25 protein-coding genes, 1 pseudogene and 1 riboswitch are annotated in these 26872 nt (G+C 40.4%); of the genes and pseudogenes, 15 read left to right on the forward strand and 11 right to left on the reverse strand.

Annotated elements, in window-relative coordinates; translation table 11 throughout:
* Positions 1–193 precede the first annotated feature (193 nt).
* The 3 genes and pseudogenes from P6N53_RS12935 to P6N53_RS12945 form a co-directional block, all read right to left on the reverse strand.
* A pseudogene (locus P6N53_RS12935) lies at positions 194–1621 on the reverse strand (methyl-accepting chemotaxis protein); the annotation flags it as partial.
* A gap of 430 nt (positions 1622–2051) precedes the next feature.
* On the reverse strand, positions 2052–3914 hold the full coding sequence (locus P6N53_RS12940) for a methyl-accepting chemotaxis protein (protein WP_304543808.1): 1863 nt from the start codon (positions 3912–3914) through the stop codon (positions 2052–2054).
* A 267-nt stretch (positions 3915–4181) separates the two neighbouring features.
* Positions 4182–6653, reverse strand: coding sequence for an EAL domain-containing protein (locus P6N53_RS12945; protein ID WP_304543810.1), 2472 nt, complete (start codon positions 6651–6653; stop codon positions 4182–4184).
* Between the two features lie 408 nt (positions 6654–7061).
* On the opposite strand from P6N53_RS12945, the gene P6N53_RS12955 reads away from it, so the two are divergent.
* Positions 7062–7526 carry a superoxide dismutase family protein gene (locus P6N53_RS12955; RefSeq protein ID WP_304543943.1) on the forward strand — a complete coding sequence of 155 codons (465 nt, stop codon included), beginning with the start codon at positions 7062–7064 and terminating at the stop codon, positions 7524–7526.
* Positions 7527–7654: 128 nt separating this feature from the next.
* On the opposite strand, the gene P6N53_RS12960 is transcribed toward P6N53_RS12955, so the two are convergent.
* Together P6N53_RS12960 and P6N53_RS12965 are read right to left on the reverse strand one after the other, a co-directional pair.
* Positions 7655–8200, reverse strand: coding sequence for an NADH peroxidase (locus tag P6N53_RS12960; RefSeq protein ID WP_304543812.1), 546 nt, complete (start codon positions 8198–8200; stop codon positions 7655–7657).
* A gap of 399 nt (positions 8201–8599) precedes the next feature.
* Positions 8600–10195, reverse strand: a complete 1596-nt coding sequence (locus P6N53_RS12965) for a methyl-accepting chemotaxis protein (RefSeq protein ID WP_304543814.1) — start codon at positions 10193–10195, stop codon at positions 8600–8602.
* A gap of 123 nt (positions 10196–10318) precedes the next feature.
* Positions 10319–10402: riboswitch (cyclic di-GMP riboswitch) on the reverse strand.
* 161 nt (positions 10403–10563) lie between these two features.
* On the opposite strand from P6N53_RS12965, the gene P6N53_RS12970 reads away from it, so the two are divergent.
* Positions 10564–11166, forward strand: coding sequence for a DUF4397 domain-containing protein (locus P6N53_RS12970; protein ID WP_304543816.1), 603 nt, complete (start codon positions 10564–10566; stop codon positions 11164–11166).
* Positions 11167–11251: 85 nt separating this feature from the next.
* Here P6N53_RS12970 and P6N53_RS12975 read toward each other — a convergent pair whose 3' ends face one another.
* Complete coding sequence (locus tag P6N53_RS12975; protein ID WP_304543818.1) at positions 11252–12937, reverse strand: AMP-binding protein; 1686 nt, start codon at positions 12935–12937, stop codon at positions 11252–11254.
* A 12-nt stretch (positions 12938–12949) separates the two neighbouring features.
* Positions 12950–13504 carry a helix-turn-helix domain-containing protein gene (locus P6N53_RS12980; RefSeq protein WP_304543820.1) on the reverse strand — a complete coding sequence of 185 codons (555 nt, stop codon included), beginning with the start codon at positions 13502–13504 and terminating at the stop codon, positions 12950–12952.
* A 192-nt stretch (positions 13505–13696) separates the two neighbouring features.
* Between P6N53_RS12980 and P6N53_RS12985 the strand changes: the two genes are divergently transcribed.
* Positions 13697–14530: a methyl-accepting chemotaxis protein gene (locus P6N53_RS12985; RefSeq protein WP_304543822.1), complete on the forward strand. Its 834-nt coding sequence runs from the start codon at positions 13697–13699 to the stop codon at positions 14528–14530.
* A gap of 274 nt (positions 14531–14804) precedes the next feature.
* On the opposite strand, the gene P6N53_RS12990 is transcribed toward P6N53_RS12985, so the two are convergent.
* Complete coding sequence (locus tag P6N53_RS12990; RefSeq protein WP_304543824.1) at positions 14805–15053, reverse strand: helix-turn-helix domain-containing protein; 249 nt, start codon at positions 15051–15053, stop codon at positions 14805–14807.
* 229 nt (positions 15054–15282) lie between these two features.
* Between P6N53_RS12990 and P6N53_RS12995 the strand changes: the two genes are divergently transcribed.
* Entirely contained in the window at positions 15283–15477 is a 195-nt protein-coding gene (locus P6N53_RS12995) for a hypothetical protein (RefSeq protein ID WP_304543826.1), read from the forward strand.
* Positions 15478–16094: 617 nt separating this feature from the next.
* Here the strand turns inward: P6N53_RS12995 and P6N53_RS13000 are convergent.
* Both P6N53_RS13000 and P6N53_RS13005 read right to left on the reverse strand, forming a co-directional pair.
* Positions 16095–16310 carry a hypothetical protein gene (locus P6N53_RS13000; RefSeq protein WP_304543828.1) on the reverse strand — a complete coding sequence of 72 codons (216 nt, stop codon included), beginning with the start codon at positions 16308–16310 and terminating at the stop codon, positions 16095–16097.
* A gap of 190 nt (positions 16311–16500) precedes the next feature.
* Positions 16501–16836 (reverse strand): helix-turn-helix domain-containing protein, encoded by a 336-nt coding sequence (locus P6N53_RS13005; protein WP_304543830.1) that lies wholly within the window; start codon positions 16834–16836, stop codon positions 16501–16503.
* A gap of 298 nt (positions 16837–17134) precedes the next feature.
* On the opposite strand from P6N53_RS13005, the gene P6N53_RS13010 reads away from it, so the two are divergent.
* The 4 genes from P6N53_RS13010 to P6N53_RS13025 all read left to right on the forward strand — a co-directional run bounded on the left by P6N53_RS13010 (position 17135) and on the right by P6N53_RS13025 (position 21606).
* Complete coding sequence (locus P6N53_RS13010; RefSeq protein WP_304543832.1) at positions 17135–17359, forward strand: hypothetical protein; 225 nt, start codon at positions 17135–17137, stop codon at positions 17357–17359.
* A gap of 452 nt (positions 17360–17811) precedes the next feature.
* On the forward strand, positions 17812–18966 hold the full coding sequence (locus P6N53_RS13015; RefSeq protein WP_304543834.1) for an iron-containing alcohol dehydrogenase: 1155 nt from the start codon (positions 17812–17814) through the stop codon (positions 18964–18966).
* A 193-nt stretch (positions 18967–19159) separates the two neighbouring features.
* Positions 19160–19522: a BlaI/MecI/CopY family transcriptional regulator gene (locus P6N53_RS13020; protein ID WP_304543836.1), complete on the forward strand. Its 363-nt coding sequence runs from the start codon at positions 19160–19162 to the stop codon at positions 19520–19522.
* An 11-nt stretch (positions 19523–19533) separates the two neighbouring features.
* On the forward strand, positions 19534–21606 hold the full coding sequence (locus tag P6N53_RS13025; protein ID WP_304543945.1) for a M56 family metallopeptidase: 2073 nt from the start codon (positions 19534–19536) through the stop codon (positions 21604–21606).
* A gap of 66 nt (positions 21607–21672) precedes the next feature.
* Here the strand turns inward: P6N53_RS13025 and P6N53_RS18770 are convergent, their stop codons facing one another.
* Positions 21673–21912, reverse strand: a complete 240-nt coding sequence (locus P6N53_RS18770) for a type II toxin-antitoxin system antitoxin SocA domain-containing protein (protein WP_373323047.1) — start codon at positions 21910–21912, stop codon at positions 21673–21675.
* A gap of 360 nt (positions 21913–22272) precedes the next feature.
* Here P6N53_RS18770 and P6N53_RS13030 point away from each other — a divergent pair, with 360 nt between their 5' ends.
* The 7 genes from P6N53_RS13030 (at position 22273) to P6N53_RS13060 (ending at position 26505) form a co-directional block, all read left to right on the forward strand.
* The gene (locus P6N53_RS13030) at positions 22273–22722 is read left to right on the forward strand and encodes a DUF2975 domain-containing protein (RefSeq protein ID WP_304543838.1); all 450 of its coding nucleotides are present in this window, start codon (positions 22273–22275) and stop codon (positions 22720–22722) included.
* 10 nt (positions 22723–22732) lie between these two features.
* Positions 22733–22948 (forward strand): helix-turn-helix domain-containing protein, encoded by a 216-nt coding sequence (locus P6N53_RS13035; RefSeq protein WP_304543840.1) that lies wholly within the window; start codon positions 22733–22735, stop codon positions 22946–22948.
* A gap of 64 nt (positions 22949–23012) precedes the next feature.
* Positions 23013–24260, forward strand: a complete 1248-nt coding sequence (locus P6N53_RS13040; RefSeq protein ID WP_304543843.1) for a DUF4153 domain-containing protein — start codon at positions 23013–23015, stop codon at positions 24258–24260.
* Between the two features lie 31 nt (positions 24261–24291).
* On the forward strand, positions 24292–24720 hold the full coding sequence (locus P6N53_RS13045; RefSeq protein WP_304543845.1) for a DUF5412 domain-containing protein: 429 nt from the start codon (positions 24292–24294) through the stop codon (positions 24718–24720).
* A gap of 455 nt (positions 24721–25175) precedes the next feature.
* Complete coding sequence (locus P6N53_RS13050) at positions 25176–25481, forward strand: hypothetical protein (RefSeq protein WP_304543846.1); 306 nt, start codon at positions 25176–25178, stop codon at positions 25479–25481.
* A gap of 13 nt (positions 25482–25494) precedes the next feature.
* Complete coding sequence (locus tag P6N53_RS13055; RefSeq protein WP_304543848.1) at positions 25495–25962, forward strand: hypothetical protein; 468 nt, start codon at positions 25495–25497, stop codon at positions 25960–25962.
* Between the two features lie 366 nt (positions 25963–26328).
* Positions 26329–26505 carry a hypothetical protein gene (locus tag P6N53_RS13060; protein WP_304543850.1) on the forward strand — a complete coding sequence of 59 codons (177 nt, stop codon included), beginning with the start codon at positions 26329–26331 and terminating at the stop codon, positions 26503–26505.
* Positions 26506–26872: the final 367 nt, after the last annotated feature.

The following is a 26872-nucleotide window of genomic DNA, read 5'->3' on the forward strand; positions in this document are numbered from 1 at the left end:
GACGTTGCACATTTGCCTCGTCGCCTGCTTGGTTTACCATATAATTATATCATATTTTGAAATGCCTGATAAGTTCGTTTACATCCTCTGACATCTTGGACATGGCTGTTGCCGATCCGGTAATTTGTTGTACCACAGCACTAATTTGTTCAGAAGAACCTGCCAAATCCTGAGTGCTTTGACTGATATGCTCCGCCCCGGTGGCGATTTGATTTACATTTTCTGTTATTGTGGCTATGGCCATGTAAATCTCGTTAAAGGAATTGCCGGTGTCTAAAATTACAGTAGTAACATGCTCGGCATCACTGCGGCTGCTTTCCATTTCCATTAGTACTGCATCTACCCGACGGAGCACCCTACCGATAAGATCCTGAATTTCCTTAGCCGCAGAGGCTGATTTCTCAGCCAATTTTCTGACCTCATCGGCAACCACTGCAAAGCCACGGCCCTGTTCCCCTGCCCTAGCAGCCTCTATGGCGGCATTTAATGCCAGCAAATTGGTTTGATCTGCAATCTGAGTAATAACCTCTGTAATTTGGTTAATATTTTGGGAACGTTCATGAAGTATCTTTACAGATTCAGCAGCCGTATTTACAGATTGCTGAAGGGTATTCATCTGTTCTACCGATTGTTGGGCCAATTGGTTACCCTTTTGGACCTCGACGTTGGTTAAGGTCATTGTTTCAGCAACCTGCCGGGACCCTGCCGCACTTTGCTCAGTTATTGCAGCCACTTCGGTGCTGTTGGAAGCTATACTATCCACTGTGGCGCTAACCTCTTCGCTGGCAGCAGCAAGCTCCTGGCTATGACCGGACAGTATCATAGCCTGATTAGATAAGTTACTAACCATTCCCCGTAGGTTTGCTGCCATGGTGTTGAAGCTTATGGCTAGCTCGCCTAATTCATTATTCACAGACACCTTGACATCATGGGTTAAATCTCCCTGGGCCAAGGCTTGAGAGCCTTCATTCAATAAACTAACTGGCTTTAGGATCAACCTGTTTGCCAACCAAAGTATAAGAATCGCTGATAAGACTAGGATAAAAAGGCCGGCTATCACAATATGTTTTAAAGCTGTTGAAAGGATCTGATCAACAAATTCCTTGGATACTCCTACATAAAACATACCAACAGCATTATTGCTCTGATCATAAATTGGCCGATAGGCTGTCTCGTATTTTACTCCCACGACAACGGCCTCACCATAGTAGGGCTGTTTGTTTTTTAATACTGTCTCAATTACCTGGGGAGATGCCTGTGTTCCCACGGCCCTTTGTCCGTCCCTAATAACATTGGTGGTAACCCTTGTATCATTAAGGAATATGGTGCATGTATCGCCCGTCAATTTGCCTATGTTATCCACGATAGCTTCATTTCCATTAATAAGCATCTCGCCTTTATAAAGTTTATCCCCCTCCACCCGCCAGGGTCCGGGGTAAGACTTTTCTATTAAGGCTAGTCCCATTTCAATATCGCCCTTAGCCTTTTCTATGGCTGAAACATTGGCCGCGTTTTGCACCTCATAATATGCTATATAACCAGTTGCTGCCATAGAAATTAGCAGTACTGTGCCAACAATAGCAATAAGCTGGGATTTTATAGACTTGATGCCCTTATACATTTGTACGCCTCCCTTAACTATGTCCTTAACTCAATTGTATATAAATTAGTCCATGTACAGCTTTATACTTGTATACATTTGTAAAAATTATAGGTTAACAAATCTATCTTAACAATGTATTTCGGATTTGTTTAAGCTTTATTTAATTATTTTTAAACTATTATGGCAAAGCTTTCATGAAGTTACTTCTATTTAAATTTAACATTTCCTTTTTTATATTAGCATATTAATGGCATTACCACTTTATGGACAGCACTATTCATTTTTTTTATTTTCCATCCCTAACCCCCCTCATGATTTTCTTGAACTTATTCCATATCTAACGCCCAAGTCCCTCTAGTCAGTGTGTGAAAATTTTAAATTTTGGCATAATTTTTTTGTTAAATAAGGGCCCCACCACATTCTTGTGGTACGGCCCTTATTCTTAGCCCTATGACCTTAATTGAAATTTCAGTGTCAGTCCCTCCAACTCCTCTGCGATCCTGGTCAACTCCTGGGCAGTAGATGCTACCTCCTCCATAGCTGCGGACTGTTCCTCCGTGGCTGCCGCAACAGTTTGAAAAGAACTGATTATTTGGTCTGTCGCTGTGGCAATAGCTATGATATCAGTTCCTACGCTTTCTACCCCATTACTAATATTTTTAAAGGCTTCCCCTGCCACCTTTACCGCTCGGGAGCCTGCTTGCACCTGAACTGTTCCCTTATTCATTGATTTAACTGCCTCTCTGCAGCCTTGTTGAATATCTCTAATGATGTTTCCAATCTCCTTAGCAGCATCAGAAGATTGTTCGGCAAGTTTCTTTACCTCTTCGGCAACAACGGAAAATCCCCTACCATGTTCTCCGGCCCTTGCGGCCTCTATAGCAGCGTTTAATGCCAGCAAGTTTGTTTGTCCAGATATTTGGCTTATAAAATCTATAATCCTATTAATCTGATCAGCAGATAGATTAAGGTCATTCATTACCCGTTGACTGTGCCCCGTGGCCTGCTCAATAATCATCATTTGCTCCTGAACCCGCTGTATACCCTGCTGCCCTTCCCTGGCATAAATATTTGCCTGGGTAGAAACATCCTCTGCATTACGGATATTATGATTAACCTGTTCTACTTGACCAACTATTTGGTTTACAGAGTTTGCTGTTTCACTGCTGCTTGCTGTTACATTCTCTGCACTTGCTGATAATTGATTACTGGAGGCAACTATATCAACTACCTTATTCTTTACCTGCTCAACCATTAGGCATAAATTACTATGCATAGTATTGAAGGCCCCGGCTAATTGTCCCAGTTCATCCTTGGAGGAAATTGCTATCTTATCAACTGCCAGATTTCCTTCTGCAATCTGTGTAGCCCTGTCTGCCAAGCCCTTTATGGGTCCTAAGGTTTTGTTTGTCATAACCACCGTAAAAACAATTACCATAAGCACCACCGTCAAAGTAATAAGAAATACAATGAAGGAAATTTTCTTAATCATGGCTAAAGCATCGGCCTTGGTTTTGCCGGCAAATATTACACCAATGTTCTTGCCATCTGCCCCTACCAGAGGCATATAAGAAGCAACATATGATTCTCCTAAGATTTTGGCATCACCAAGATAACTCTGGTTTTCTTGTAGAATCCTATGGGCTATTTCAGGATCAAGCTGCGTGCCGACCAGTCGCTTATTTTCCTTGACTATGGTTGTATTGACTCGGGTGTCCTGTAAAAATAAGGTTGCGTCAGTTCCAAACAAGTCTTTTATTTCATCCACCACATGCTCTTTGCTAAGATCATATCCAACAGATATAACTCCCACTATCTGACCCTGTTCATTTTTAACAGGTACACCGGACCTGGCGGAAAGCTTTACTACAGTTCCGCTTTCAATAACTGCAATTGGCTCACCCTTAAGTGCCACCTGTACATTCTTTTGATTCATAACGCTATCACCCATTTTGGCAGGATCATGGGTGCGGGCTATGACAATGCCTTTTTCATCCGTAATGGTGGCAAAGTCAATTCCAGTGCCCTCCACAAGGGGAGTCAGTACATCTAGCACCCCACGGCTATCCTTAGCTTCTATGGCCTCCGGTACTCCCTTATATTGGGAAAATACTTTGGCCCGGTTCAGAGATTCACTCATATATTGCTCCAGGGCCTTATTTAATCCAATCATTCCACTAAAAGCCTGTTGTTGACTTATCTCTTCATTGTATTGGGAAAATATGTAGATGGCTGATCCCACAGTGGTAATGATAGCTAGCAAGATTAAGGCACCGATATACAAGAGAAGTTTTGTTTTTATTGATTTCATATTATTCCTCCCTATTTATCCATTTGTTATAAACCAATTTCCCAAAAGCGCAAAATGTTGTCAAGAGCCACTTAAATATAATCAAAATGAACACAAGTATATAACTAAAATTTAGTCATTTATATTATTTTGTTATTGCCTATGAAAAAAATAAAAAACGCCAAGCTAAATTAACTCGGCGTTGGCAGCTATTTTTTATGTGACAACCTTTTCATATTTAATCATTTGGGCTTGAAATAATATCCCCCTTGTGAAAAAATATACAGGTTATGGATTATAGTAAATACGCTCCTTAAGCATTCTTTCAAATTCCTTTGCAGGTACGGGCTTAGAAAACAGGTATCCCTGCATCTCGTCACAATTACACTCTTTAAGGAAATTATACTGTTCCGGGGTCTCAACCCCTTCAGCAACCACACCAATCCTCAGACTTCTCCCAAGTACAATCACTGTTGATGCTATGGCGGCATCTTCATTTCCTCGGCTTAGGTTTGTGATAAAGGACTTATCAATTTTCAACTTGTTGATTGGAAAACGATTTAGGTAGCTGAGGGAAGAATAACCCGTGCCAAAATCATCAATAGATAATTGTATACCCATCTTAGTTAGCTTTTCAAGCATCTGGATTGTGTACTCACCGTTTTCCATGGCTACACTTTCTGTTATTTCTAATTCCAGCCAGTTGGGTTCCAACCCGGTCTCAGCTAAAATCCGGGAAATGGTATCTGCCAGGTTTTGCAGTTGAAACTGCCTTGATGATATATTCACGGCTACACGGATTGGTGTGTAGCCCGCTTTCTGCCATTCCTTATTTTGAATACAAGCGGTGCGGAGTACCCATTCCCCAATAGGAACTATTAAACCGGTATCTTCTGCTATAGGTATAAATTCAACCGGAGGTACCAGTCCTCGCTGGGGGTGTTGCCAGCGTATTAATGCTTCCATGCCAATAATTTGCCCATTCTCTATGCTAATCTTTGGCTGGTAAAAGAGAACAAACTCCTGCTGCTCCAAGGCCCTACGCAAACTACTTTCCATCTCTAATCTTTCAAAGGCCTTTTCATTCATGGTAGGAGTATATAGCTGATAGTTGTTGCGTCCCTTTTCTTTGGCCAAATACATAGCTGTATCAGCATTTTTTAATAGGGTTTCACAATCCTCCCCATCATCCGGGTAAATAACTATACCAATACTGGTACTTAGATATAGTTTGTGTCCGTAAATTTCAAAGGGCTTATTTATTGTTTCCAGTATTTTTCCAGCTACCTTTGCAGCATTTTCAGCCAGTTTGACCTCCGGTAGAAGAATTGTAAATTCGTCTCCCCCCAGTCTGGCCACTGTATCATCCTCACGCACACAAGCAGTTATTCTTATAGACACTTCTTTTAAAATCTGGTCCCCGACCCCATGACCCAATGTATCATTTATTAATTTAAAGCGGTCTAGATCTAGGAATAACACTGCCAAAACCTGTTTATTTCGCTTTGTGTGTGCCAACTCTAAATTAAGCCGATCAGTAAATAACATCCTATTTGGCAGACCTGTGAGGGCATCATGAAAGGCTTGATACCTAATGGTATCTTCATAACGCTGCCTTTCTGTAATATCCCGTGATACAAAAACAATCCTACTGTCCCCAGAGGCAGTTTTATATGTTTTGCCGGTACTTTCAAAGCGCCTAATTTCCCCATCCTTATGTACAAACCTAGCAATCAGATGTTCTGTGTTTTTGTGCTCATAAATATTATTCAATTCCTTCATAACATCATCAGCATCTTCAAAGTAGGTAAGTTCTGCAATTTGTTTGCCTTTTATTTCTGCCGGGCTATAACCCAGTACATCTTCAAAGTTGGGACTAGCATATAAATAAAAACCATTAATATCAATCTCACTAATTAGGTCATACATGTTTTCTGTTAATGTACGATACCTCTCTTCACTTTCCCTAAATCTTTCTTCTTTCCTCTTCCTTTCAGATATATCACGTATTATAAGTGTATAGAGGATCTCCCCCATGGCTCTGAACCTACTGGCGGTAATTTCAACGGGAAAGCTCCCCCCTTCTTTTCGGCGGGCAACCATAGCTCTTGTCTCTCCTGCCAGTTCTTCCAATCTAAGAGAAGCTATATCTAAATAGCATTGTTTTTCGGTACAATTCAGGTTATCAACTAATATGTTGGCATTTTCCCCTAGAACCTCTACTGCTTTATGTCCAAATATGCTTTCCGCTGCTTTGTTAAAAGTTAGAATGTAACCACCTGAGTTGATGGTAATAATTCCGTCTAAAGCATTTTCTATAATTGTCTGAGCAAATGCTTCACTTAAGCCCAAGGTCCTTTCAGTAACACTGGCCTTGATCAACCGCCCCACACGATTGCGTAATACCGCCCAATTAACCGGCTTAGTAATAAAATCCGTTGCACCTGCTTTATAAGCCTGATCAACATCCTTATCATCATAAAGGCTAGTAATAATAATTATTGGTACACGTTCTCCTCCATGAATCTGTCGAATATGTGCACAAGCTGTAAAGCCATTCATTACTGGCATTACACAATCCATTAAAACCATATCCGGCTTATGTAGATTATAGGCAGCAAGGGCCTTTTCACCATTTTCGGCTTCCTCTACCAGGTAGCCTTCATTCTCTAAAAATTCCCGTAGTTTAAAGCGCATAAATTTAGAATCATCCACCACAAGAACCAAGGCCCTCTTGCTATCTCTAAAGTAATTTATCATAAATTCCTACCTTTTATTAAAAAATAAGCTACTTGCCATGAAGTATATTCCAGAAGCGATAAAAATTCAATCTGCAAAGAAAATATTTTACCATTTAAATGTACTCGAATTGAACTAATTTATTGCTTCAAATTAATTAGACGTCAACTTTTTACGATCTATATTAATAGCAAATTAACTTACAACATTTTCCATCAAGCTGAATAATGTGTAAAAATGACTTAAATATACGAGGTGATATCTATGCCTAATAATCAATCCTTTGGGACTTTTCCCTATACCATTCAATCCGGAGATACTTTCTTCAAATTGGCCCAGCAATACAACACAACAGCAAACGACCTGGCCTTGGCAAACCCCGGAGTGGATTCTAATAACTTGACATTAGGTCAAAATATTTCCCTGCCCATGACAAACCCGGCAGCAATAGCCGACATAAAGGGAGGTCCCTTAAGACCTCAAATAAGTGGAGTGGTGAGATTTTTTAACGCACCTGGTGGCACGTGGGTTTGTGCCGAAATAAACGGGCTTCCCCCTTACCAGCCACCCACAAATGGAAATCCTGTTGGACCCCATGGCTTTCACATCCATGAATTTGGAACTTGCGAGGTTGGCGATCCGGAGGATCCCTTCCAGGCCGCGGGGGGACATTGGGACCCCACCAACCAGCCCCACGGTAACCATGCAGGTGATTTCCCTGTTCTTTTCTCAAATGACGGTTATGCAAAAATGTGCTTTTTTACGAATAAATTTACCCCCTCAGAGGCAATAGGACATTCCGTGATAATCCATAGAAACCCTGATGACTATAGAACTCAGCCCGCCGGCGACTCGGGAAGAAGGCTAGCCTGTGGAGTAATAACAGAAGCCTAGGAAAACAAGTGCAAAAAACTCTAAATCTATAACTATTGTAAAAAAGGGAATCTCAGCCAAAGCCGAGATTCCCTTTTTTTCTAGCTGCTTTAAGCAGCTGGAAATTTGCAATTTTATATGGGTGTTACCTATGCTTGAGGAAAGTATCTTTTCAAGAGACCGTAAAAGGCCATGCAGTGTCTCGCTTCGTCTTTACAGGCTTCATGAATTGCATCATGGACAGCGTCCTGCCCCTCATTTTTAGAGCGGGTGGCGATTTCCTTTTTACCGCGGTTGGCACCGGCTTCGCCATCAACCAGCTTTTTCAGGTTTTCCTCTGTGCTCTCACTCAATACTTCCCCAAGGAGTTCTGCAAAGCGAGCGGCGTGGTGACCTTCTTCCCAAGCAATACGTTTCATAGTTTCAGCTATCTCTGAGTAGCCTTCTCTCTCGGCCTGACGGGCCATAGCAATATAGATGCCCACCTCCATACACTCACCCTGGAACTGCATCCTCAGATCCTCTTCAAAGCCAGAGCCCTTTGCCACACCCAACTTATCCCAATCCACCAGATCTGGACCGGAACTGGTCATTAGTTCAAATTTTTCCTCGGGAGCTCCACAGGTAGGACATTTTTCTGGCGCATACTCTCCCTCTTGAGAATAACCACAAACAGCACAACGGAATTTTTTCATAGTATTTAGCCTCCTCATTATATTTTTAAATTAAATTGCCCCTAGGCAAGTTTTATAAAGATAATTTTAATTTCTGGCTTGGTAACCCCCAAAATATTAAGTAAAACCTTAAGGATTTGGCCTTCGAAATATAATTTATTATCTTTATTAATTAATAATCATTATAAATTACCATTAGCTTTTTGTCCAGCACTTATTTTGAAATTGACATACTTTTTTAAGATTTATAATAAAAACCCCTCACCCATTGGTGAGAGGTACTTTGTGCTGCTTTCACTTACTTTTTTATTGCGAGTAAACCGTAAAAATTCATTACTTCTTTAATTTTATCTTAATTGTGTCGGCCATGCGGTTAAAACAAAAAGGCACACCGGATGTGCCTTCTTAACCCTTAGCTAATTATTGTAGCTTAAATCTCTTAGTCATTAAATCAAGCTCCTCAGCCATTTTGGCTAAATCTTGAGAGGTGCCTGAAAGTTCCTCCATTGTGGCTGTTTGTTCCTCTGTTGAAGCAGCTGCATTTTGAACGCCGGAAGCCATTTGTTCAGTAGCTGAAGCTAATGATTGAATTTCGCTGGCCATTTCTTGAATTGACAAAATGATTTTCCCGATGGATTCACTTACCTCATGCACCACCTGAACACCATCTTTTGCTTGAATTTTCGTATTCTCCATACTCTCAACGGCTTTATGTGACTCCTGCTGGATAACCGAAATAAGGTCGTGAATTTCCTTGGCTGCGTTTGTGGATTGTTCGGCCAATTTCCTTACTTCCTCAGCCACCACCGCAAACCCACGTCCTTGCTCCCCGGCCCTGGCCGCTTCAATGGCAGCATTAAGGGCTAATAAATTCGTCTGATCAGCAATTTGGGTAATTAATTCAACAATCTTGGTGATTTGACTGCTGGCATTGCTTAGCCCTTGGATTACCTGAGAGCTATCCTCTGTAGATTTATGGATAACATCCATCTTCACCCTTATATTAGATATGGCCTCTTCTCCATTTGAAGCGTAGACAGTTGCTTTGTCTGAAGAATCGGCAATGTTTTGGGAATTGGCAGCCACTTGCTCAATGGTTGTTGCCACTTCGTTGATGGAAGCTGAAATTTCGCTGGCATTTAAAGCCATATTTTCTGCACCCTTAGAAAGGTTTTCTGCGGACGAAGTTACATTGCCTGACTTCTCCTGGAGGTGAAGAACCATATCCTTTAGGCTCAGCAGCATTTTATTAAAGGAATCCGCTAATGCTCCAATTTCATCCTTAGATTTAATTTTTATCTCGGTACTAGTCAGGTCATTAGAGGCAATCTTGGCCGCCTCTTGGCTCACGATCCGAATGGGTTTAACCATTCTCCAACCCATTAAGTAACCAATTATTGCACCTAATACAGTCACCAGTGCCAATAAAACTATAGAAATCTGTATAGTATTATTAGCATTATCAAAATTCATTTTTGTTTCTTTATCTACTGCATCAGAAATAAGAAATTCAAAGGTATTGCCCGACGAGGATAATTTGCCAAACAATTCCTCATTGGACCTAATATGGCCCATTAATCTTTCTTGAACTTCTTCCCTTTCGTCTCCCTCTATATCCTCACGTTCCTTTATTAAATTAAGGACTTGCTGCCCATATTGCTCATAGGCCATGGCTCTTTCATTAAAGTCCCCATATAATGCCTTTTCCTCTTGTTTGACCAATAATGGTTCAATGCTATTCAAATTCTCCTTAGCACGGTTTATGGCTTGTACATACTTAGAAGCGTCACTGGGGTTTCCTGTCACTGTATAGGAGATTAAATTAGCGGCAGCTTGATTATAGTTAGCATTAGTCAATGTTATCATGTACCTGGCATGGGCCTTTTCATTAATTAATCGGTCGTAATTATTGTTTATATTCCAAATGTTAACAACCAAAAATGCTCCAATGCAAAACATTAATGACAAAATCACTCCAAAACAAAGCATAAATTTACCTAGAATATTAAATCTCAAAATTATCCCCCCTATGTTTTTAGTCCTTAAAACCGCCGCTTAAAAACACAAAAAGCCCCTCGCAAAATAGGGGTTTAGCCAGACAAGGATCTTAAGCTGCCATTACTAAAAAACATATTATGGTTAGGCAACCTGGCAGTCATACCATAATGGCTTAGACCCATAGCTTTGCGTCCCCACCTTTCGATAGGTTTGCCTTTATCTATAAAAATAGGACAATTTTCCTATATCTAGATTACAGTAAATTGTAAATCTTTGCAATATAATGTTTGAATTTTGGGGAAATTGCTTTAAATCCAACTAATTGGCACTTGTTAACATAATTAGCATATATTATAAAAAAACTTACTAGAAAGGGACTGTTAGAAATGTCTTCTTATATTCGTGTTCTGCATGCCTCCCCAGACGCTCCGGCTGTTGATGTTTATGCTAATAACACCGCACTCGCTAGAAACCTAAGCTACCGAAATTTCACCGAATACCTCCAGGTTCCTGCCGGCACTTATAATCTAAGGGTTTTCCCTGCCGGTACAATGACCAATCCTGTTATAGATACTACTATAGAGATACCGGATAGAAGCATATTTACCGTTGCAGCCAAGGGCCGGTTAGCTGATATTGGGCTCCTTTTAGTTCCAGATACACCTGGCACAGTACCCCAGGGTATGATCAATATCCGCTTTGTACACCTTTCACCCAACGCACCCAATGTTGACATTACCCTTCCCGATGGGACCATCTTATTCAGCAATGTTCCCTACCAGGGTATCACGGAATATTCTACCATTAGCCCCGGAACTTATACCCTACAAGCCCGGGAAGCAGGCACTAATAACATTATATTGAATGTTCCCAATCAAACCTTTGCACCAAACCGTTTCTATACCGCCTATGCAGTTGGACTAGTAGGAGAAACTCCTCCTTTACAATTGCTTACCCCGTTAGACGGCAACAGTTATATAAGGGTGTAACCTTTTGATGTCAGGAAAAGGACCTAGTCAAATAATGAGAAAAGGATATTCACCAGTCAAGGTGAATATCCTTTTCTCTAAATACTTACCGCCTCATGTCTTTTTCCCTGATCTGAACCCGCCGTATTTTACCGCTGATGGTTTTGGGAAGCTCTGTCACAAACTCGATTACCCTGGGGTATTTATAAGGAGCGGTTGTTTTTTTGACATGTTGCTGTAATTCCTTGACCAGCTCTTCACTTGGTTCGTAGCCCTTAGATAGAACAACAGTGGCCTTCACGATAAAACCCCTGACGGGATCAGGAATCCCTGTCACAGCCGATTCCAGAACTGCAGGATGCTCTGCCAGCGCCGACTCCACCTCGAAGGGTCCGATCCGGTAGCCGGAAGATTTGATAATATCATCATTTCTGCCCACATACCATAAAAAGCCCAATTCATCACGGTAGGCAGTGTCTCCTGTATGATACAAGCCATCATGCCAGGCCTTTTGGGTACTCATTTCGTCCTGATAGTAGCCCATAAACAAGCCCTTTGTTCTAGTCTCCAGGCTTTCGGCCTTTAAACAGATTTCACCGGTCACACCCGGGTCAACCTCCTGACCATTTTCATCTACAATTACCAGGTCATAACCAGGGGTGGGAAGCCCCATAGAGCCTGGTCTTGGCTGGACCCACGGGTATAAGGTGGAACAAGAAAGGGTTGTTTCCGTCTGCCCAAAGCCCTCGAAGATGCGCAGACCCGTAGCCCGCTTCCATTGGTTATAAACCTCTGGGTTTAATGCCTCACCCGCAGTACAACAGTGTTTTAAGGCCGATAAATCATACTTGCTAACATCTTCTTTTAGCATAAACCGATACATGGTCGGTGGAGCGCAAAAGGTGGTAATACGATATTGGGCCAGCTTTTCTAAAATATCTGCCCCCTTAAAGGTATCAAAATCATAGGTGAAGACCGCTGACTCGGCAAACCATTGGCCATAAAATTTACCCCATAGGGACTTCAGCCAGCCGGTATCGGAAATGGTAAAATGCAGACCATCCGGCTCAGCCCTGTGCCAAAAGACCCCAGTAATGATGTGGCCTAAGGGATAGGAATGATCGTGTGAAACCATCTTTGGGTAGCCGGTAGTGCCGGAGGAAAAGGCCGTAATCATCATATCTGTAACCTTGGTTGCTTCTTCTCCGATTGGCCGCTGCCAATGATCAGGAGCGGCTTCAATACCTGCCTCAAAATCCAGCCATCCCTCCCCCGCTGCCTTACGCCCGGTAACGGCCTTTATCTGAACGGTCTTACATTCCGGCATAGCCTTGTCAAAATCCTCAGTGCAGCCTCCGTCGGCGGTAATGACCGCCATCTTTATACCGGCAGCCTGGCAGCGGTAGACATAATCCTTGGCAGTTAACAGGTGAGTAGCCTGAACTGCAACAGCACCAATTTTGTGAAGGGCCAGCATGGCATACCAAAATAAATAGCTTCTTTTCAGTACCAGCAGAACAAAATCGCCTTTTTTAATCCCCAAGGATTTAAAGTAGTTGGCAGTTTTATCTGACCAGAGCTTCATATCCCCAAAGGAAATTCTCTTTTCTACCCCATCCTTGCTGACCCACAGCATGGCCAGACTGTCAGGCTTGTCCTCCGCCAATTTATCCAGCACATCATAGGCAAAATTAAAATCCTCCGGGCATTTTATGGAATAATTTTTGTATAGGTCCTCTAGGGTTACAAAATCATCACGATGTCTGCCGATATACTTCTCATACATGATCATAACAGTTCCTCCTTATTTCATGACAATTGCCAGAAACTTCGCCGGTTTATCGCCATGAGCCTTCATAGCGTGAGGAACTGCGGAATCGAAGTAGACGCTGTCACCCTCACCAAGCGTATAAGTCATGTCACCAATATAAAACTCCATACATCCCGAAACCATATAATTAAACTCCTGTCCACAATGGGAGTGACGCTCCGGTACCGCATCGCCGCTCGGTTCCACTGTCACCATAAATGGTTCGGCCTTTTTATTGCGAAATGTAAAAGCAAGGTGCTTGTAATCATAGGCCTTTCTACGGTTAATATCATAGCCGCCACCCGCTCTGACCACAGAGCACAATGAGAGCTTGGGTGTCTCGCCGCTGATGATATCCACCACATCAACCCCTAAAACACCTGCCACATTATACAAGAAACTGAAAGAAAAATCCTTTTCCCCGGCTTCATAAAGCAAATAGTCCTCTGCCGAAACCTCAAGGATCTCCGAAATTTTTTCAGGCGTAACACCCATGGACTCCCGCAGCATGGATAATCTTTTACCAATATCCTTTAATTGCTCTGTCAAAATAAACTTCTCCCCTTCCCAAGGTAAACTTAAAAGTACTAGAATTTTCTTTCAAATTCCACAAAATTACCTAAAATTCCTTCTTCCCCACTCCACTACTTACATTTCTCTAAATACTTACATTTTGTTCATTAAGGCATAACCAATCAGTGTTAAAATAGAGTCCATATATTGACACAAAGGGGTGAAATTATGAACTATCAGAATGATGAAGAAATATTACAAGCAATATGCTATACTGCTCAATTTATCAGTGATTTAATGCCTTTAGATTGTATGGTAAGTGTAACGGACACAGAAAAGTTTCTTGCATATCATCCAGGTCAAAAAATCGACGTTAAGGCTCAAGTTGGTGCTCCTATTCCCGCTGAGGATATCATTAAAGCTGTTCTGCAATCCGGCCAAAAAATAGTTGCTGAGGTACCTAAACAGGCCTATGGATTCCCCTTTAAAGGAATAGTAACAGCAGTTAAAAATATTAAAGGTGAAGTAATCGGTTCATTTAACCTAGGCATTGATTTATCAACACAGGTTGAGCTTACACAAATAGCTCAACAGCTTGCAGCATCATTTGAGCAAATTTCTAGCAGTACACAAGAGCTTGCGGCGGGAGCCCAGGAACTTAGTTCATCACAACATGAACTTTTATCAGTTTCCAACAATGCCCATAAAAACCTTAAGCGGACTGACCAGATTCTAAATCTTATTAAGGACGTTTCCGCTCAAACAAAACTTTTAGGCCTAAATGCTGCTATTGAAGCCGCGAGAGCAGGTGAAGCGGGTAGAGGTTTCCACGTTGTTGCAGAAGAAATTAGAAAATTATCTGATAGAACTGCCCAATCGGTTAAGGACATTAACGAAATACTAAGCAAACTTAATGAGCAGGTATTACAGGTAAGCGAATATGTGAATAAAACTCAACACATAAGCGACAATCAAGCAGCCGCTAGCCAGGAAATCTCCGCCTCTGTGGAAGAGAATGCTGCTATGGCAGAAAACTTAGTTGAAATTGCTCAAATTCTATAGCTTTTAGCCCCTTAAAAGGGGCTTTTTTATTTATCACAGACCCATTAGTGCATAAACCCAAGTAATAGCAAGGTGCCGCCCCAAAATTAACCCTCAAGTCGCCGAAGGAGTCCTTGACCCAAAATAAGACAAAGGGACGGTTATGGTGTCTAAGTTAAACCAAAGTACACAACAACAGAATTGTGTCCAAAAAACCCTCATTTCCACGCTATTATCACGTATCAAAAGAAGGCATGGATCGATACACATAGATTACTTTGGCATATACCCGCTTTTATTTCTTTTTTCCTAACAATTCTTCAACAGAAATATCCAGTGCTTTTGCAATAGCAACAATCTCATAATCCTGGACAAGGCGATATTGTCCTTCAAGGCGGGAAAGACTCGTCGCACTGATATCCAAACCCATGGTTTGCAATTTTGCAAGGAAATCGTTCTGCTTTATTTTCTTTGCCTTCCGAAGGGCAACAATCCTAGCTCCGATCATGTTTTTGTTGCCAGGCGGATTCTTTCGTGGTTTCATACCTTCGCACCTCACTATTTTTCATTTTATGTGAGGACACGATGGTTTTGATGCGGTATTCGCAGTAAATAAGTTGACATTCGCATTAAAATTGAAGAGGGTTTGACAGAGAAATAAGACAAGAAATTTGTTGTTTTACAGTATACAGATACATCAACTGCATTATGTTGTTGATGAGAAGAAACTCCCATTTTTTCTAACTTAAAATCCAAACAAAGGAGATCAGAGCATGAAAATGGCTTCTCTCAATGAAATGCTGGAAATAGAGAAGGAAAAACTCAACAGGCTTGCGGATGAAGCCTTGAAAAATGGTATTCCTCTCACGCAGGACGATGCATTTATGGAGCAGAACCGCAAAATTGACGCATTGATATTTAATATACAAATGGAGAAAGAAATGCACAGGAAAAAGAAACCAAAGTGAGGCGCTATTTTTGGAGGTAATTTTCTGGAAGTAAAGCTCAATCGGGAATCGTATAATATACCGAAACATATCGGCTACCTTTACCTTCTTAGCTTATATTATCTGCAAAAAGAAAAAGCAGAATACCATTTTGGTATCCTGCTCTTTTGTTCTTATGAGAAACTGGGAGCCACTAGACAGTGCTAAAATGGATACAGCCGTTCCATCCGCAGTTTCTAATTATAGAATATCATTAGTTAGCCCAAAGCAAGAGTTTTTAACATAATATCTAGACAAAAAATCACTTGGAGGCCTCATATGAACCCATATAACCAGGAAAATTAGGTGTTCTTTTATTAATTATATCGTGAAACTCCCGTAGTTTTTGGTGAAATAAACTTTCATTTCGTTCAGGTCTAATATGGTTTAAGCTTTCCGTGTAAAAGCTTTCAGTACCCCTGCTACAAAATCAGCTAGTTGAATTCCTCTACCCCCAGGAACCATTTTCATAACTTTTTTAATTATACCATAATTCATAGCGGAACCCATGCTATTACATAATAATTGAGATGCGCTGGGATCCTGAAAAGACAAGTGGACGGTTCTATTGTCTGAACGTCCCTTGTTTGAAGTTGTAACTATTGACATCCTGGTCTAGTCTTCGGGGTCAGACTTGCACTATTGCACATTTTTACGGCTTCATAAAGCAAGTAGTCTGCCGGCGAAACCTCAAGGGTATCCGCAATTTTCTCAGGCATAACACCCATAGACTCCCGCAGCATGAATAATCTTTTACCAATATCCTTTAATTGCTCTGTCAAAGTAGTACCAGAATTTTCTTTCAAATTCCACAAAATTACCCAAAATTCCTTCTTCATGAAACCATTATCAATTACCTAACACGAAAAAAGGAACTCTCACCACAACCTTGAGAATCCCTTTGTCTGTTAAGAAAAGCTTCAGCTAAATTATGATTTTAATCAAGGGGACAGCCCGCCCCTTATCTTTACTCAAAGTTCAGAAGAATAAATATCCCTGCCCTTATTAATTACTTTCATTCTCCTCAATAATAGCTTTTATAACCTTGGAAATGAGACGAATCGTTTTGGGAGAACAATGCTGTAGCATTTCTGATATTTCATCATTTAAATATCCCGTTGAGGTATATAAAGAATCAAGTACCAGATAGTCAGGAGTTATATCAAGAACATTACATATTTTAACTATGGTTTCGAGACTAGGTATAGAATGACTTCTTTCTATATTACTAATATAGTTATTTGAAACACCAATTTTTTCAGCAAGTTGTTCTTGCGTTAGTTTTTTCTTTTCACGTGCAATTTTTAGACGATAGCCAAGTTTTTTATAGTCTATATTCACATATCATCACCCATTAAAAGATTAACAGGATTCCCATGCCCAAAACACGATCTGTAAGTGTAATATATACTAATTGTTTAAAGCTAAAATAATTAACACTTGAAGTGTGATTTGAACTTGTATTTTAAACATATCCATATTATACTGCTAGTGTAAATTTAAACTTAAAATGTAATTGTGTTTATAAACTGGTGACAAAGCGGTGACAAAGGGACGATTCCGGTGGCTTGTTATTTTGGTTCATCTTAGACAGCGGAGCCGTCCCCAATCTTAATATCCAGGTAAAGGAGCTTTGAGCATGAAAAAGACGTCTCTCTATGAAAAGTTGGAAATGGAGAAGGCAGTACTCACCCAGCTTGCCGACGAGGCCTTGAAAAATGGTATTCCATTTACGCAGTATGATAAATTTATGGATCAGAACCGAAAGATTGACTCATTGATACTTGAGATACAAAAAGAAAAAGAACGTAACAGAAAAAACAACAGAAACGATAAAGCAACTTCTCAGCAGCGCTCCTCTTGAAGAACTTTTTGAAAAGATAATTCAAGGGAAAAACCTGAGAAATCTATTGTTGGGTGTGCTTTAAATACAATGGTAGTCCCTTTGCTTCAACATAAAACAATTCTTTAACTGCTTGCAGACATTACATTTAACTTAGGAAGGACAAAAGACTAATTTTATTGATAAAATAATACTCTTTGTATCTTGCTATAAAATGTTTTTGTGCTGGAAATAGAGAAGGAACTACCCACCATACTTGCGGATGAGCCTACGAAAATTAGAAATGTTCCATATTTACATAGATTGTTCAAATGCAGAACGCTAATTGTTACATAATTTACCAGTTTGCTGTTGGTGATATTTTGATTTAACTAAAAATTTGCAATTTTAAGAATAATGGTGCTGGGTACAGGAATTGCAATATAAAATTGACGGGTGCATAATGCCCAATAAACGATTATAGGGGGGATAACATGAAAACATTTAGAGTGCCAAAGGATATTGTCTTTGGTTGGGGAGCATTGGAGTATTTAAAACAGGTTAAAGGTAAAAAAGCATTTATTGTTACTGACAAGGTAATTGAAAGTTTGGGTTTTGTTGAGAAAGTTAAAGGTTATCTTGAGGAAGCAGGCTTACAAACGATGGTATTCAGCGAAACAGAACCGGACCCATCCCGTGACACAGTAGAAAAAGGCACCCAGTTAATGAAAGAATTTAAACCCGATTGGATTGTTGGCTTAGGTGGTGGTTCAGCCATAGATGCTGCCAAAGGAATGTGGGTACGATATGAACATCCTGACCTAGCCTGGGACGAAGTGTTTGGAGTTTTTCCACCACTACGCCAAAAAGCTAAATTTATTGCAATTGCTACTACCAGTGGTACCGGTTCAGAAGTTACCTGTGCTTCTGTTATCACTAACCGCAATGTAGAGCCTCATGTAAAAAATGTTATTGCCAGCAATGAAATTACCCCAGATATTGCTATTGCAGATCCGGAGTTAGCGTCTCAAATGCCTCCTAAGGTTACTGCAGCTACAGGCATGGATGTATTAACCCATGCTATTGAATCCTACACATCTATCGCTGCTACCGAAGTAGATAAAGCTCTTACCTTAAAAGTTATTCAAATGGTCTTCCGCAGCTTGCCAAAAGCCTATGCTGATGGTAGAAATCAACAAGCGCGGGAAGATATGCATACTGCCTCCTTCATGGCTGGCATGGCATTTACCAACTCATTCCTCGGAATAGTTCATAGTTTAGCACACCAATTAGGTTCTCAATATGGCATTCCCCATGGAGCGGCTAATTCTCTGATGTTACCATACGTAATTAAGTTTAATGCTATTGCAGTGCCTGAATTATATGCGGAAATTGCCGATGCACTAAATATTAAATACGAAGGTACTAGAGATGCAGTTGACAAGTTAGTAGAAGCTATTTTCCAATTACAGAAAGATATTGGGCAACCTCAAGTTATAAAAGCTGCGGGTGTTGATGAGAATACATTCTTTGAAAGATTAGATGCTACAGCCCAAAATGCTTTAAATGATATTTGCACTTATTGTAACCCAAGGGTGCCAAACGTTGAAGATATGAAGCAGCTTTACAAACAAGCATTTGGGAAATAATTCGTAAGTCAAAATGAAATTGCACTATCTTAAAGGGCTGAAAAAAGACGCTATGTGATTGAAGATTCTAGACTACAATCACTAGCGTCTTTTTATACAAACTCATAACCTTTGTGGTAACTATTGACATCCCGGTCTATAAATATTAGACTAAATATGGGTCTAAATTTTATAGACCAAGGAGGGCTGCAGCATGAGCGAATATAAAATGACGCAGAGCGAAGCAAGATTTGCCGAACTAATCTGGCGGCATGAGCCAATCGCTTCAGGCGAGCTTGTAAAGCTATGCGAAAGAGAATTTGACTGGAAAAAATCCACCACATATACCGTTTTGAAGAAACTTTGTGACAGAGGTATCTTCAAAAACGAAAACGCGGTTGTATCATCCCTGATAAAAAAGGAAGAGTTTTACGTCAGGCAGAGCCGCCGTTTTGTCGAGGATATCTTCGGAGGGTCTCTCCCCAAATTTCTAACAGCATTCATCGGCGGAAACAGCCTCAGCGACCGGCAGGCCGAGGAGTTAAAGAAGCTGATTGACCAACATAAGGAGGGATAGCCGTGGAGGATATGTTCATCTCAGTCTTAAATATGAGCCTAACGGCAAGCTATGTTATAGTCGCCATTATGCTGGCGCGGCTTTTTCTTAAAAGAGCTCCGAAGATAGTTTCCTATGCTCTGTGGTCGGTAGCAGGCTTCCGGCTTGTATTCCCATTCTCCTTTGAGAGCGTGTTCAGCTTAATACCCTTCAAGTCCGCACCTATTCCTCAGCCTATGCCCCCTGTTGACAGCGGGATCAGCATGATGGACAACGCCGTCAGTCAAGTTCTCCCTGCCGCAACGCCTGCAGCGAGTCTGAATCCATTGCAGGTCTGGCTGACAGTGGGTTCGTATCTGTGGCTTGTCGGCATCGCAGTTATGCTGATCTACAGTGTGGTTTCTATCATCCTCCTGAAACGGCAGCTGAACAGTTCGATTCTCATTGAGGATAACATCTATGAAGCCGATAACCTTAAAACACCCTTTGTCCTCGGATTATTCAGGCCTAAAATCTACATTCCGGCAGGGTTATCGGAGGAGGAGAAACGTTATATTATCCTGCACGAGCAGACACATATCCGACGGCATGACCATGTAGTGAAATTCCTCTCTTACTTTATCCTCTGCCTGCACTGGTTCAACCCCCTAGCGTGGGCTGCGTTCCTTCTAATGAGCGCGGATATGGAGATGTCCTGCGACGAAAGGGTCTTGAAAGAACTGGGTGGCGATATAAAGAAGGAATATTCAACCTCGTTGTTATCCTTGGCAACAGGACGGCGCCTTATTAACGGCAGCCCGCTGGCATTTGGCGAGGGCAATATTCATGGGCGGATAAAGAATGTGCTAAACTTCAAAAAACCCACCGCATGGGTCACCATCGCTGCGGTCATGTTAGTCGCAGTTTTAAGCGTGGGCCTTGCGATGAACAGGGTAAATGACGGTACCGGTGATTATGATTTTGCCAATTTCAGTGTGAATGGGTTTGTGCTCGGCGCTGATACGAACAAAATAGATACATCGACACTTACCCCCACAGCACCTCTGAATGTCAGCAACGGCTATGATTTTAATTTTGAAGAAATTCGTTATGGCGCCGACGTGAATACCGGACGGCTTAGAAAAATGCTCGTCAATGTTTATGACGGAGCATCTATCCCACCTCATAATCTAACAAACCTTGAGCAAATTATCGAAATCTATGGACCAGGCAAGAAAGGTTGGCAGGACAGAGGGCAGAGGCTTCGCTATATGGAGTATCGCCAGGAGGAGGGGCGCTTGTCGGCAACGGTTCGGTTCGTCTATACGGACGGAGAAGCGGAAGGGATAAACCACCGCCTTATCTGGGTAATAGCCGAGAGCAGTCTGCCCTATCCCTACCCGGTGGACGCGACTAAAATAGCGGTGGGGACGCCGATTGATGAGGTCCGTGAAATTCTCGGCGAACCGTCCGGTCAGCTTTCTGGATTACGGGGCGAAATTTACGTTTTGGAGGACGGCAATAGAGTAATAATCTACTACGATGCAAACGGTTTGGTGGAACGCGTTAAAGCAGCCGAAAGTGCGGAGGAAGTTCCTAGGCTAGAGGAAACCAGATTGGCGCCGACCTCTCCGAAATTGTCGCCGGAGCAGAGTATTGGCGCCGATATGGTGCAGCTCGACTACGCATCCAATGATATTGTGATATTTCACGATTATTTTGGACTGTTTGTTTACGACCTGAATTCACAGAAAATCGTCCGCAGTCTGGACTTAAACCCTATCGGATGTACCGCGACACAGGGCGATAATTATTGCGAGGTATCGGTCAGCCCAGACGGAAATACGGTGCAGCTTCACCCCATGAGCAGCAAAAATATGTATGTCTATACCGTTTCAGACAATAGCCTGAGGGAAACGGTCTATGAGCGGATGGAAAATAGGTTTACCGGCTTTGTTGACATAACTGATATAGTCGATTATCAAAAAGCGGGAAACTACAGCCATCACGCAGTCCGCTTTGACACAGGCGAATATGGCTACCTTCATACCTCTGACTGGACACTTGGTACCCTCGCTTATGTACGCGACGATATGGTCTATAGGCTGTTTGATGTCTCTTTGTAAAATAGCATAAAAACCGCCTTACTTTTGTTAAGTAAAGCGGCCCTCGTGCGGGGAGTTGGGGGAACCCTAGAGACGGGATATGTTTGCTTCCATAAATTCTGAATATAAATAAGATATTGGGTGCTTATGCGGTGTTTCAATCCAACACTTTTCCTTGTGGGAAAAGTTACTGGTATCTTTGGAGTTCATATGTTTAAATTTTTGATTAACCAAATCTAATATTTTCATTTCCTTGTCATTAAAAGTAAAGGTGATTTCACTAGCAGGTTTAATATAATTACCATATTCATCTTCACAAATTTCTATCTTCTTTAGCTACTCCTAAAACTTCCTTCTCACAGTTGCCACAGTATATATTTCTCGTTGGCACCTTTAAATCCAACCCCTTGTAGAGCAATTTCTAATACAATTATTGACTCTAGCTGGGGAAAAATCCACAACAATATTATCAATTGATAACATTGTTGGCAAAAACATTGGGCGCCCACTTCCAAGGGAAATCCTAGTCTACAATCCCGTCGGCCATCAATTAAAAATCCCCTTAAATAACAAAGGGCTTTGAATTAATACATCAATAAAAACATAGTTTAATTCAATAATAATTTATTGAAATACGATAAATTATTTGCTAAAATAAAATTAACGACAAATAGGTGAGGTGCTTTTATGAAACGAGAAACATTCTTTTTAAAGGTTGCTGTTATACTTATTGGGATTCCGATTTTTGGTTTGTGTTTATTTGGGTTACCATCTTTTGTGAATTATTTAAATTTTCCTGTTTTAGTCGCAATGTATGCGGCGGCGGTCCCATATTTCTTTGCTCTGTATCAGACTTTAAAACTCTTAAGTTATATTGATAAGAACAGAGCTTTCTCTGAGTCGTCTGTAAATGCTTTGAATTATATAAAATACTGTGCAATCACAATCAGTATTTTATACGCAGGAATCACACCACTCTTATTTCCCATAGCCCAGTCAGACGACGCCCCAGGGATCTTAGTAATCGGGTTGGTCATTACTTTTGCTTCCATTGTGATTGCAGTCTTTGCTGCTGTTCTTCAAAAGCTGTTAAAAAATGCCATAGACATAAAATCAGAAAATGATTTGACGATATGAGGTGAAGTACATGACGATTATAATCAATATTGACGTGATGTTGGCTAAAAGAAAAATGAGTGTGACGGAACTTTCGGAAAGGGTTGGAATAACAATGGCTAATCTTTCTATATTGAAAAATGGAAAGGCGAAAGCGATCCGTTTATCGACTCTTGACGCCATTTGTAAGGCGTTAGAATGTCAGCCTGGAGATATTTTAGAATACCGAAGTGACGGGGTCAGTTAAGTAAAATTTTTTGCAGCAAGCATTGCTAATGAAACAGAACTCAAATATTAGGGGAGGTATAACCATGGATATTAGCAAGCTGATTATTGAAAATATTGCTAACCCCCATGAGCTGGAGAGAATGTACAGAAAAGAACCAGAGACCTTTAAAAAGTCAATCTCATGCGCCTTGGGAAAAAAACCTGATTCCCAGGTTCTTACCGTTTGGTATGAGAGATTGTATTTTAAGGAGCCAGCAAATACAGAAAAAGCTTCCTTGCTTCAAAAAGATTTCTTATCCATGGGCATTTTAGCAATTCTGGCCGGGATAAGCACAAGGATAATTTTGCACTTTGCTGAACAGCAAGCAATAGCTCCTATTAACCTTGCATTTGGTATACTTCCCTTTATGGCCACCTATTTTCTATACAATAATACCCCCAAAAAAAATGTTCTTTATACCCTAGCATCGCTATTCCTACTCTCGGTATTTTATCTTAATATGCTGCCACTCGAGCATAAAGACAGTATTATCCTGGCCTATTTACACCTTCCCATTTTCTTATGGGTCTTATTAGGGCTTGCATTTACAGGAAATGAGTATGGCCTAGGCAGCACAAGATTAGCCTACCTTAAATTTAACGGGGAATTTTGCATACTCTACACCAGCATGGCAATCAGCGGAATGCTGTTAACCCTTTTAACCATGCAGTTATTTAGATTCGTCGGCATGGATATTGCTGAATTCTATTTTAGAAATGTCGTTTTATTTGGTGCTGCCGCTCTCGCCATTGTGGCAACATACCTGGTATCAAGGAACCTTAAACTTGCTAAAAATATTGCACCATCTATAGCCAAAATTTTTAGTCCCCTTGTACTGGCCACATTATTAGTCTATCTTATAACGGTTGTTTGGGTCGGTAAAAACCCATTCTTGGACCGCGATTTCCTGATATCCTTCAACGGAATACTCCTAAGTGTATTGGCCGTCACCATATTTTCCATTACCGAAAGCGGTAAAGACGAGAAAAAGAATATTTCTGATTATATAAATTTTTCCTTAATTGTTCTTGCTCTTATCATTAACAGTGTGGCTTTATCCGCCATAGCGTTCAGGCTTTCTTCTTTTGGGATTACGCCCAACAGGCTTGCTGTTTTAGGCGTAAACATACTTATCTGGGCCAATTTAATTTGGATCATGATCTCCTATGTGCGTTTTCTGCAAAACAAAACCGGATCTCCAACCATCCAAGCTGCCGTTACAAAGTATTTGCCGGTCTACGGAATTTGGGCAGCTTTTGTTACATTTACTTTTCCTTTAATTTTTCATTAGGCTTTTATCAGATATTATGAGGAATAAAAAAATGAACGAAATTAATATCGACAAAGAAGAGGACGTTAAAAGAGCGAAAAAGATGGTATTAATTATTATTTCCCTGTTCCCGTTATTCTTAATTGCTCTAATATCTTATGGAGTTTATTGGGCTTGTTTTGATATGAACCGACTACCTAAACAAGTATTAATTTCAGAAGTTAAATCACCTGACGGGGCATATACAGTAAAGGCATATTTATCTAATGGTGGTGCCACTACATCATTTGCAGTATTAGGGGAGTTGAATTACAACAAGGTGGCCAAGAAACCAAAGAATATTTATTGGAACTATCGCGAGGACCATGCAGACATAAAATGGATTGATAATGATACGGTGATTATTAACGGACAGAAACTGGATGTTCCTTATCAATCATTTGATTTTAGAAAAAAGGTCTTCCCCAGGCAACTATTTTGAGGGTAATCAGTGTCAATAGTTCGTGATTTCTCTCTATAAAATTATTATTTTTAAGATAACTTATAATTGTTTTGGTTTACATTATAAGCTCGATATATAAATATTTTTGGACAAATGCATTATAGCTTTTTTAAATAGCCACAAGGATTTTAACGCTATGCGAAAGAAATAGGTTGTAAATAAATCTTAAAAGGTTTTTAATAACTTTTCATTTATGGAGATTTAAGATGATGTTTTGTCCAGAGAGCCATGTCTGCCTAATCCCATTCTCACTTATATATATAGCTAACCTTTCATGAACTTTAATTTTAAACACCACCTTTTCTAAATTCTAAGAACTGTCCATGCATTTATTGTGCATCTTAGTTTCTAAGATGAATGGATATTATTCTAAGTATTTAAGAATTAATTCCTTGTTCCTAGGAAAAATGTTACTATAAAAAAGAGATGGTTCAATGAGAAATATTATCAGCAAAAGATTGAAGCTAGACTACCTTATAAGCAATACAGACGATTCAAGACCGATAACTGAAATCGTTCAAAATCCTGATTTTTCCTCAGCCTTTGAAGCCAGCAACCTAGGTGATGCTATAGTTAGAATAGTTAACATCTGTGCAGAATTTGGTTTGTCAGATGATGTTATGTTTGAAATGATTAGAAAGGCAAAAGACAAATATGGCTTACCTGGGGGAGCCGGTGGAGTAGCTGCTCATGGCCCTGACTACCCAGGTTCTGGAGTCTTAGAAGATGAAGAAATTTAAGGGGGATAGTAAAATGACTAACGAAGAATTTCAAAAACTAGTATTAGAACAACTAGGAAGCATTAACAAAAGATTAAACTCAATCGATGAAGGGCAGGAAAGACTAGAATCTAAAGTAGGTTCGCTTGAAGAAGGGCAGATTAGACTAGAATCTAAAGTAGGTTCACTCGAAGAAGGGCAGATTAGATTAGAATCTAAGGTAGGTTCACTCGAAGAAGGGCAGATTAGACTAGAATCTAAAGTAGGTTCGCTTGAAAAAGGGCAGATTAGACTAGAATCTAAGGTAGACAAATTAGAAATTCGTATAGAAAACGAAGTTATTGAAAAAATTCGTGGTCTTTACGATTACCGAGAAGTTACAAACGATAAATTTGACCAGGTCATAGACAAACTATCTGACATAGATGACAGCATAAACTACGCCCTGGCTAAAATAGCACGGCATGAAATTAAACTACTATCAAAGAAAAAATTACCTTAAACACTGCCGACATTTTCGCGCAGCTGGCACGACAATGGAGGATGATTAGACCTGTTTATCTTTAACAACTTGTATAACCTAGCTAATGAACTAGACATCAAAGTTGTTATCACAAATTTAACCCCTGGCTTATTAAAGCCAATGCCAGAACTAAAACAATTTACTTTGAAAAATCTATAGTAAACTGCACCAAAAAACATAAATGCATCATGGCTGAAGAAATAGGGCATATTATATTCCCCCCCGAGACATGGACATATAGCATACCACTCCATAAATTTCTATGAGTCAGAAAATATTGGTAATATAAAAACAATTGTTGCCCAGGATGAGAGATTAGCTCTTGACTGGGCAACTGGTATTTTAGTGCCAGATATCGAATTTTGGAGAACTATTGAGAATAATGTAAAAACAGTTCCAGAATTAGCAGAACACTTTGATGTAGAACCTTGGTTTATACACTTATACTGGGAAGTACGCTATGATGCTGGTTTTGATGGACAAGGCAATAGAAAACAAAAATATGTTAAAATAGTTTTATGAAATTTTGTGAAATGGCATAAAAAAAACCGCCTTACTTTAGTTAAGTACAGCGGTCCTCGTGGCGGAGAGTTAGGGATTCGAACCCTAGAGACCGCTCATCACAGTCTACTCGATTTCGAGATGCGCCAATAGCTTATCATAAACTGCCACAACCTGTCTCAGGCCAGTAAAATCAAGGCTTTTACTGATGTAGGGAATTACCCTATTTCATACCCTGACAGGTTTTTTGTGAAATTCTTGTGAAATGATTTTTTGACTACTTGTTAAAAATGCCTTCATATTTTTGATGGTGCCAGTTAAAATGGGCACCATTTTTTATCTTTCTGCGGGTGCAAAATACGCACGTTTTTAGTTAAAAATCTTCCAC

The sequence above is a fragment of the Desulforamulus aquiferis genome, assembly GCF_030577015.1.
GTDB classification, from domain to species: Bacteria; Bacillota; Desulfotomaculia; order Desulfotomaculales; family Desulfotomaculaceae; genus Desulfotomaculum; species Desulfotomaculum aquiferis.

Coding starts and splice junctions, on each gene's coding strand:
- P6N53_RS12940 (WP_304543808.1), bottom strand. CDS start 3,914: ATGAAATCAATAAAAACAAAACTTCTCTTGTATATCGGTGCCTTAATC.
- P6N53_RS12945 (WP_304543810.1), bottom strand. CDS start 6,653: ATGATAAATTACTTTAGAGATAGCAAGAGGGCCTTGGTTCTTGTGGTG.
- P6N53_RS12955 (WP_304543943.1), top strand. CDS start 7,062: ATGACAAACCCGGCAGCAATAGCCGACATAAAGGGAGGTCCCTTAAGA.
- P6N53_RS12960 (WP_304543812.1), bottom strand. CDS start 8,200: ATGAAAAAATTCCGTTGTGCTGTTTGTGGTTATTCTCAAGAGGGAGAG.
- P6N53_RS12970 (WP_304543816.1), top strand. CDS start 10,564: ATGTCTTCTTATATTCGTGTTCTGCATGCCTCCCCAGACGCTCCGGCT.
- P6N53_RS12975 (WP_304543818.1), bottom strand. CDS start 12,937: ATGATCATGTATGAGAAGTATATCGGCAGACATCGTGATGATTTTGTA.
- P6N53_RS12985 (WP_304543822.1), top strand. CDS start 13,697: ATGAACTATCAGAATGATGAAGAAATATTACAAGCAATATGCTATACT.
- P6N53_RS12990 (WP_304543824.1), bottom strand. CDS start 15,053: ATGAAACCACGAAAGAATCCGCCTGGCAACAAAAACATGATCGGAGCT.
- P6N53_RS12995 (WP_304543826.1), top strand. CDS start 15,283: ATGAAAATGGCTTCTCTCAATGAAATGCTGGAAATAGAGAAGGAAAAA.
- P6N53_RS13010 (WP_304543832.1), top strand. CDS start 17,135: ATGAAAAAGACGTCTCTCTATGAAAAGTTGGAAATGGAGAAGGCAGTA.
- P6N53_RS13015 (WP_304543834.1), top strand. CDS start 17,812: ATGAAAACATTTAGAGTGCCAAAGGATATTGTCTTTGGTTGGGGAGCA.
- P6N53_RS13020 (WP_304543836.1), top strand. CDS start 19,160: ATGAGCGAATATAAAATGACGCAGAGCGAAGCAAGATTTGCCGAACTA.
- P6N53_RS13025 (WP_304543945.1), top strand. CDS start 19,534: ATGTTCATCTCAGTCTTAAATATGAGCCTAACGGCAAGCTATGTTATA.
- P6N53_RS13030 (WP_304543838.1), top strand. CDS start 22,273: ATGAAACGAGAAACATTCTTTTTAAAGGTTGCTGTTATACTTATTGGG.
- P6N53_RS13035 (WP_304543840.1), top strand. CDS start 22,733: ATGACGATTATAATCAATATTGACGTGATGTTGGCTAAAAGAAAAATG.
- P6N53_RS13040 (WP_304543843.1), top strand. CDS start 23,013: ATGGATATTAGCAAGCTGATTATTGAAAATATTGCTAACCCCCATGAG.
- P6N53_RS13045 (WP_304543845.1), top strand. CDS start 24,292: ATGAACGAAATTAATATCGACAAAGAAGAGGACGTTAAAAGAGCGAAA.
- P6N53_RS13050 (WP_304543846.1), top strand. CDS start 25,176: ATGAGAAATATTATCAGCAAAAGATTGAAGCTAGACTACCTTATAAGC.
- P6N53_RS13055 (WP_304543848.1), top strand. CDS start 25,495: ATGACTAACGAAGAATTTCAAAAACTAGTATTAGAACAACTAGGAAGC.